Source organism: Collinsella sp. AM10-26 (genome assembly GCF_003472525.1).
Classification (GTDB): Bacteria; Actinomycetota; Coriobacteriia; order Coriobacteriales; family Coriobacteriaceae; genus Collinsella.
The window spans coordinates 1-6,447 of record NZ_QRMC01000015.1; the positions used below are offsets into that span (position 1 = coordinate 1).

Here is a 6,447-nt window from a genome sequence, read left to right on the forward strand (position 1 = left end):
TTGCTCACGGCCTCGATCTGCTCGACGGGGTTGTTGCCGAGGGCGTTGCCGCCGAGGGCGACGACAATACGATCGGGCTTTCCGTACGGTTTACTCATAGTGTTCGTTCACTTCCCAGCTACTAGCGAAGCGTCGCGTACATCATGGCCTTAATGGTATGCATGCGGTTCTCGGCCTCCTGGAACACGCGAGACTGCGCGCTCTCAAAGACCTCGTCGGAAACCTCCATCTCGGTCACGCCGAACTTCTCGGCAATCTCGGCGCCGATGGTGGTCTGCGTATCGTGGAAGCTCGGCAGGCAGTGCATAAAGATGGCGCCGGGGTTTGCCTTGGCCATGACCTCGGGCGTTACTCGATAGGGAGAGAGAAGATCGATTCGGCTCTTCCACAGCTCCTCAGCCTGGCCCATACCGACCCAAACGTCCGTATAGATCACGTCTGCATCCTTGACGCCCTCGTCGATATCCTCAGTGAGCTGGATCGTGCAGCCATTCTGAGCGGCGATCTCCTGGCAGCGCTCAAGAAGCTCGGGATCGAAGTGCGTGGCGCCCTCGACATCGCCCTTGGGTCCGCAGGAGCAGAAGTTAATGCCGAGCTTGGCGCAGATAACCATCAGGGAGTCGCTGACGTTGCCCTGCTCCTTGCCCATATAGGTGAGCTTCATGCCGCGCGTGTCGCCAAACTCCTCACGCATGGTAAGAATGTCGGCAAGGGCCTGGGTAGGATGGTACTCGTTGGTCAGACCGTTCCAGACGGGAACGCCGGCCTTGGCGGCAAGCTCCTCGACGATAGACTGATCGGAGCCGCGATACTCGATGCCGTCATACATACGACCGAGTACGCGGGCGGTATCCTCGATGGACTCTTTCTTGCCCATCTGCGACGAGCCGGGGTCGAGGTAGGTCACGCCCATACCCAAGTCCATACCGCCGACCTCGAAGGCGCAGCGCGTGCGCGTGGAGGTCTTCTCAAACAGCAGGACAATGTTCTTGCCCTCGAGAAAGCGGTGCGGATAACCGGCGCGCTTCATATCCTTAAAGTTTTTAGCCAGATCGAGCATGTACTCGATTTCCTCGGACGTGAAGTCAAGCAGGGTGAGAACGCTTCGACCAGAAATATTCAGAGACATGATTTGAGTCCTTTCGATTGTTAGGAGCAAGCAAGGAGGGACGGGCGACGCGGATGCGAACGCCGCCCAGATTCGCTAGCGTTGGTTAGATTTCCTCACGCCAGAACGGCATGGTCATGCAACGCGGGCCGCCGCGACCGCGAGAAAGCTCCTCGGAGGGGGCGACGAGCAGCTCGACGCCGGCCTTGTAAAGAGCATCGTTAGTGACAACGTTGCGCTCATACACGCAGACTTTGCCCGGCGCGACCGCAAGAGTGTTGGAACCATCGTTCCACTGCTCACGAGAAGCCTCAATCGGATCGCCACCACCGCACTCAATCATGGTGATGTGGTCCATACCCGTCGCAAGCTCGAGGATATGCTGCAGGGTGCCCTCGAGTTCCTCGATACGCACCTCCCCCTCCGTATCGCCCTTGGTCAAGCGGTAGGCACGAAGCGTCTGGTAGATGCCGGGGTAAACCGTGAACTTATCACGATCGACCTGCGTGCAAACGGTGTCGAGATGCATGTAGGCATAGCCGTGCGGAATCTTGATGGCATAGATGTTCTCGATTTCGGCCTCATCAGAACCCCAGAACATATTCTTGGCGAGCTCATCGATGGCCGCAGTCTGGGTACGCTCGGAAATACCGATGGCGAGCGTCTTGGCGTTGATGTTGAGAATATCGCCGCCCTCAATATGCCACTCGCTGTTGTGGTCGTACCAGATGGGGCTACCGGCGTAATCGGGATGGTTGCGGAGCACCGTTTCGTAGAAGATTACCTCGCGGTTGCGCTGATTCCAGTACATGCGGTTCATGGTAGCGCCCTTGCCCACGACGGCCAGGGGGTCACGGGAGAAATACGAGGCGGGCATGGGGAAGAGAACCATGTCGTCGCCCTTCAGCTCGTCGCCGTCCAGGCTGGCAAGAGAGCCGCCGACATGCGGGATCTCGAGGTCGCGTACATACAGTCCGCCCATAGCCGTAAGGACAAACTCCTTGTTGTCCTTGATGGAATCGAGCTTCTCGACAACCGCCTGGCGAAGAGCAGCGTTCTTGATACCCGACTCGTCCATGAACTTTCCCATGAACTGAGCACGCGCGCCCTCGACCTTATCGAACGTCTCGGCAACCAGGTCTTCCATATAGACGACCTCGGCACCAGCGCCGCGAAGAAGGTCGGTAAACTGATCGTGCTCCTTCTGGGCATAGTCCAAATAGAACGCGTCATGAATCCAGACGCGGTCGAAATCCTCCGCCTTCATGTTTACAAGATCCATACCGGGGCGATGGACGCACACCTTCTTAAGGGCGCCAATCTCGCTATGAACGTTCAGACCTTTGTTCATCTCTATCCTTCTTTCTCACAACTTGTATATGGGGTTTGCTTTTACGGCAGGGGGATAAGACCCGAAACCGCAGTGAATGCCATGCAGATAACGCTTACGACCAGGAAGAATTTCCAAGCGACCTTCCACCACTGGCCAAGCGGAATCTTGCAGACGCCAAGACCGGCAACGAGCATCGCGCTTGTTGGCGAAATGAGAGACATGGCCGCGCTGCCCATGGAAAGACCAGTAACTGCAGCCTCGGGGTTTAAGCCCATCAGCTCAACAAGCGGGCCGAAAATGGGAATCGTAAGAGCAGCGATGCCTGAGGAGCTCGGAACGAGGATCGACAGAAGGTTATCCACGACATAGAGAATGCTCGTAAAGATAACTGCCGGAACTCCGGAGAGAGCCGTGGCGAGCGTGTTGAGAATCGTATCGATGATGAGGCCGTCATTGGCGATTACGAGGATTCCGCGGGCGAGGCCAACAACGATGGCAGAGAACGCGAAGTCTGCAATTCCCTTAACGAACTCGCCAGCGATCTCCTTCTCATTCATCCCGGAAACAACACCCGAAAGAAGAGCCATGGCCAAGAAAATCGCAGAGATCTCGTTCATGTACCAGCCCTGGGTTACCAGACCCCAAATGATAGCGCCAAGTCCAAGCACGAAAATAACCATAACGGCTTTTTGCCTAGCGGTGAACTCGCTATCGAGGAGATTCTCGTCCGCGCCAAACTCTTTGCGCTTCTCGATATCATCGTGGAAAGCTGGGGATGTCTCGGGATTCTTCTTAACCTTGAGGGCATACATCACAACCCATGCGATGGCAACTGCAGTGAGCACGACAAGGGCGATAGTACGCAACCAAAGCTGGGGGTTGCCCTGGATACCGAGGATACCCTGGGAAATCAGGACGTTGAACGGGTTAACGGTAGATGCGATGTATCCGATACGGGCACCCACAAACACCGTCATGAACGCTGTAATTGAGTCGAAGCCCATGGCCATCATGATCGGCATAAGAATCGCAAAGAACGGAAGCGTCTCCTCTGCCATACCAAAGGTGCTGCCGCCCAAGGCAAAAAGCACCATTAGGATCGGAATGATGAGGACGTCCTTGCTCTTGAACTTCTTCACCACTCGGGCGACGCCGCTCGTGATGGCTCCGGTCGCCGTGATGACCTGGAAGGAACCTCCCACGATCATAATGAATGCAACGACCTCGACCGCTTGCTGGATGCCGATCGCAGGGGCCTCAAGTACTTCGAAGATGCCTTGGCGAAGATCGACCTCGTTGCCGTCCTCGTCCGTATAGACCTTATCGACAGGCTCATAGGTGCCCGAGACTGTTACCTCGCGACCGTTAACCTCCTGGCGCTCAAACGAACCCGAAGGCACGACCCAGGTCAGAACGGCAAATACGGCCATCAAGACGAGAATGATGGTGTACACGTGCGGGACTCGAAGAGTGCGCTTCTTTTCTGTCTCTGCCATCTCTCCTCCTTAATTCAGGGGTTTTTCGTTGCCGGCAAAGCCATTGTGTCATCGCGCAAAACATCCTTCCGTCTCTTCGCCCGTCAACGAAGCGCATCGACCCGTAAACGGATTCCAGATTGATGTAATTCGTCAATTGTCTCTTTAAATAGATGTTTAACATCAATTACTAGCCTTGTTCATGCCATTCTCCTGTGACAAATATGATGTAAATTGAATCAATCTCGTAATGTGCCACTATGGAAGCAATCAATACTCATCGCCAAAGCGAGGTCTTATGTCCGCACTACATGTTCAAAACGAAATAGGAAAGCTAAAAAAGGCCCTCCTGCACTGCCCCGGCTCCGAAACGCGCAATTACCCCGACGGGCAGTTCAATCAAGTCTTTACGCTACGCCCGTCTAGCAGCTCATTCGATCTTGAAAAGGCTCTCAAGGAGCATCATGCTTACTCGACGATGCTCGAGCGCGAAGGAGTAGAGATTCTCTATCTTGAAAACCTTCTTACCGAAGCCCTTGATGCGACAGACCAAGCGCGTCGCTCCTTTATCGATAGCTTCATTAGAGAATGCGGCGCGTGCGGCATTGAGCTCGAGTCCGCTATTCGCGATTACCTCGAGCACATCGAGGGCTCCCGCGCTCTGGCCCAAGCGGCCGTCAACGGCATCCGTTATTCCCAGGTCTTCGATACGGATAAGGAGATATTCAGCCTCGCAAAACTGACGGGAGATGCATACTCGCCCGACGACCTTCTCGTAAGCCCCCTTAACACCATGTGGTTCACACGCGACCCGGCGAGCGTCATCGGCGAAGGCGTCACACTCAACCATATGTACTGGCCGGAGCGCAACCGTGAGGTTATCGCCTACAAAACGATTTTTACATATCACCCAGATTTCCGCGAGGCTCCTCAGTTCTTCAAGCATGAATCGACTTACCACTTTGAAGGCGGCGACCTGCACAACCTCAACTGCGAAAACGTAGCCGTTGGAATCTCCCAACGAACCGAGCCAGCGGCGATAGACACCCTAGCAAATAACTTGCTCTGGGATGAGAACTCTGCTATTGAGTCCGTATGGGCCATACAGGTCCCCTACGATGACCTCTGTATCCATCTCGACACATATTTCGCTCGCGTTGGCTACGAGACATTCCTCGTTGACCGTGAGCTTCTCGATCAAGCACGGGTCTACCGCATTACACGGGGCAGATCGGAAAGGACAACCCGGGCGCGTCATGTCGAAGGCGGTCTGAAAGAAGCGCTGAGATTAGCTCTGGGCTCAAATTCGTTGCAATTTATCTTTTGCGGTGGCTCAAATCCCGGAGCAGCAGAGGTCGAAAGGTCCAACAATGCCACAAGCACCCTTTGTTTGGAGCCCGGCAAGGTCTGCGTATACGAAGAAAACGTCAAAACCAACAAAGCGCTGGAGCAGGCAGGTATTGAACTTGTTCCCATCTCTATCTTCGAGCTGACAAACGGCTTTGGCGGTCCCAACTGCCTCTGCCTTCCCCTCGTCCGCACTTCATAAAATGGGAACGGGTCAAAACATAAAGGCGCTTCGCAAGCGCGATCAGCTAACACAGGAGGAGCTCGCGACACTCGTCGGCGTCTCCAAAGAAACGGTATGCCGCTGGGAAAAGGATCGTTATGCAATCCGCCGCTCAACGTTGCTCAAGATAGTATCGACATTTAACCTGCAGCTCGACGACCTCACATCTGAAACCGCAGGGCTTGCCGCAAAGCTCGACCACGAGGGGCGGAAGGGGGAATCCAAAGAAGTTACTACTGATTCCCTTTGCGATGTATTTAAAATCCAGATGACAGGAGGCAGAACGGGACTTAAACAAACCGGAACAACCGCGCTTCCCTCATCCGTATTCAAGAAACATCGCGAGTGCTTCTTTGTTCAAATGGACACATCCGCCATGTCCAAATGCTACCCGATTGGATCCCTTCTCCTCGTGGATCCCAGCCTAAAACCCTGGAACGGATGCTCCGTCCTCGCCTTGGCCGATAATTCGAGAATCGTCATACGGCGTTATAGCACCGGCACGAATACCGTGATGCTCTCATCCCACTCATATCGCACAGCGGAACCGGATATCGTGCTGGACAAACGCCGAATTAGGATTCTGGGAGTCATCGTTTGGTTTCAGGCGTCTCATGATCTGAGCGTCTAATCAAATTTGATCTTGTTTACCTCCCCCATATGCTCACAACTCAATAGCAAAAGCCCCGCAGTCAGAGCGGACTGCGGGGCTCATGAAGAGAGGTGGTTTGTGGGCGCTTTGCCTGGCGCCCACGAGAGAGGCAACGGAGTAGAGACTACTCGTGGATGCGGGTACCGGAGAGGCCGGCCATGGTCTCGGCGGCCTTGTCCAGGGCGCCGATGATGCAGGTGCGGCCCTTGCGGGAGCGGGCGAACTTGATGGCGGCGCGGACCTTGGGCTCCATGGAACCCTTGCCGAACTGGCCCTCGTCGGCCAGGCGCTCGGCCTCGTCGGCGGTGA

Annotated in this window: 5 protein-coding genes and 2 pseudogenes; 2 read left to right on the top strand and 5 right to left on the bottom strand. The window is 55.1% G+C overall.

All coding sequences use genetic code 11. The features are described from left to right. From DW123_RS09360 to DW123_RS09375, 4 genes and pseudogenes are all read right to left on the bottom strand, one after another. Nucleotides 1-98, bottom strand: a pseudogene (locus DW123_RS09360) (carbamate kinase); the annotation flags it as partial. Nucleotides 99-121: 23 nt separating this feature from the next. After that, nucleotides 122-1,129 (bottom strand): ornithine carbamoyltransferase, encoded by a 1,008-nt coding sequence (argF, locus tag DW123_RS09365; protein ID WP_118273749.1) that lies wholly within the window; start codon nucleotides 1,127-1,129, stop codon nucleotides 122-124. Nucleotides 1,130-1,214: 85 nt separating this feature from the next. After that, entirely contained in the window at nucleotides 1,215-2,459 is a 1,245-nt protein-coding gene (locus tag DW123_RS09370; protein WP_118273748.1) for an arginine deiminase family protein, read from the bottom strand. 41 nt (nucleotides 2,460-2,500) lie between these two features. Then, nucleotides 2,501-3,937 carry a YfcC family protein gene (locus DW123_RS09375; protein WP_199570221.1) on the bottom strand — a complete coding sequence of 479 codons (1,437 nt, stop codon included), beginning with the start codon at nucleotides 3,935-3,937 and terminating at the stop codon, nucleotides 2,501-2,503. 277 nt (nucleotides 3,938-4,214) lie between these two features. On the opposite strand from DW123_RS09375, the gene DW123_RS09380 reads away from it, so the two are divergent. Both DW123_RS09380 and DW123_RS09880 read left to right on the top strand, forming a co-directional pair. Further along, nucleotides 4,215-5,465, top strand: a complete 1,251-nt coding sequence (locus DW123_RS09380; RefSeq protein WP_158557601.1) for an arginine deiminase family protein — start codon at nucleotides 4,215-4,217, stop codon at nucleotides 5,463-5,465. A 1-nt stretch (nucleotide 5,466) separates the two neighbouring features. Further along, nucleotides 5,467-6,117, top strand: coding sequence for a LexA family transcriptional regulator (locus DW123_RS09880; protein WP_117799420.1), 651 nt, complete (start codon nucleotides 5,467-5,469; stop codon nucleotides 6,115-6,117). A 145-nt stretch (nucleotides 6,118-6,262) separates the two neighbouring features. On the opposite strand, the pseudogene DW123_RS09390 reads toward DW123_RS09880, so the two are convergent. After that, nucleotides 6,263-6,447, bottom strand: a pseudogene (locus DW123_RS09390) (carbamate kinase); the annotation flags it as partial.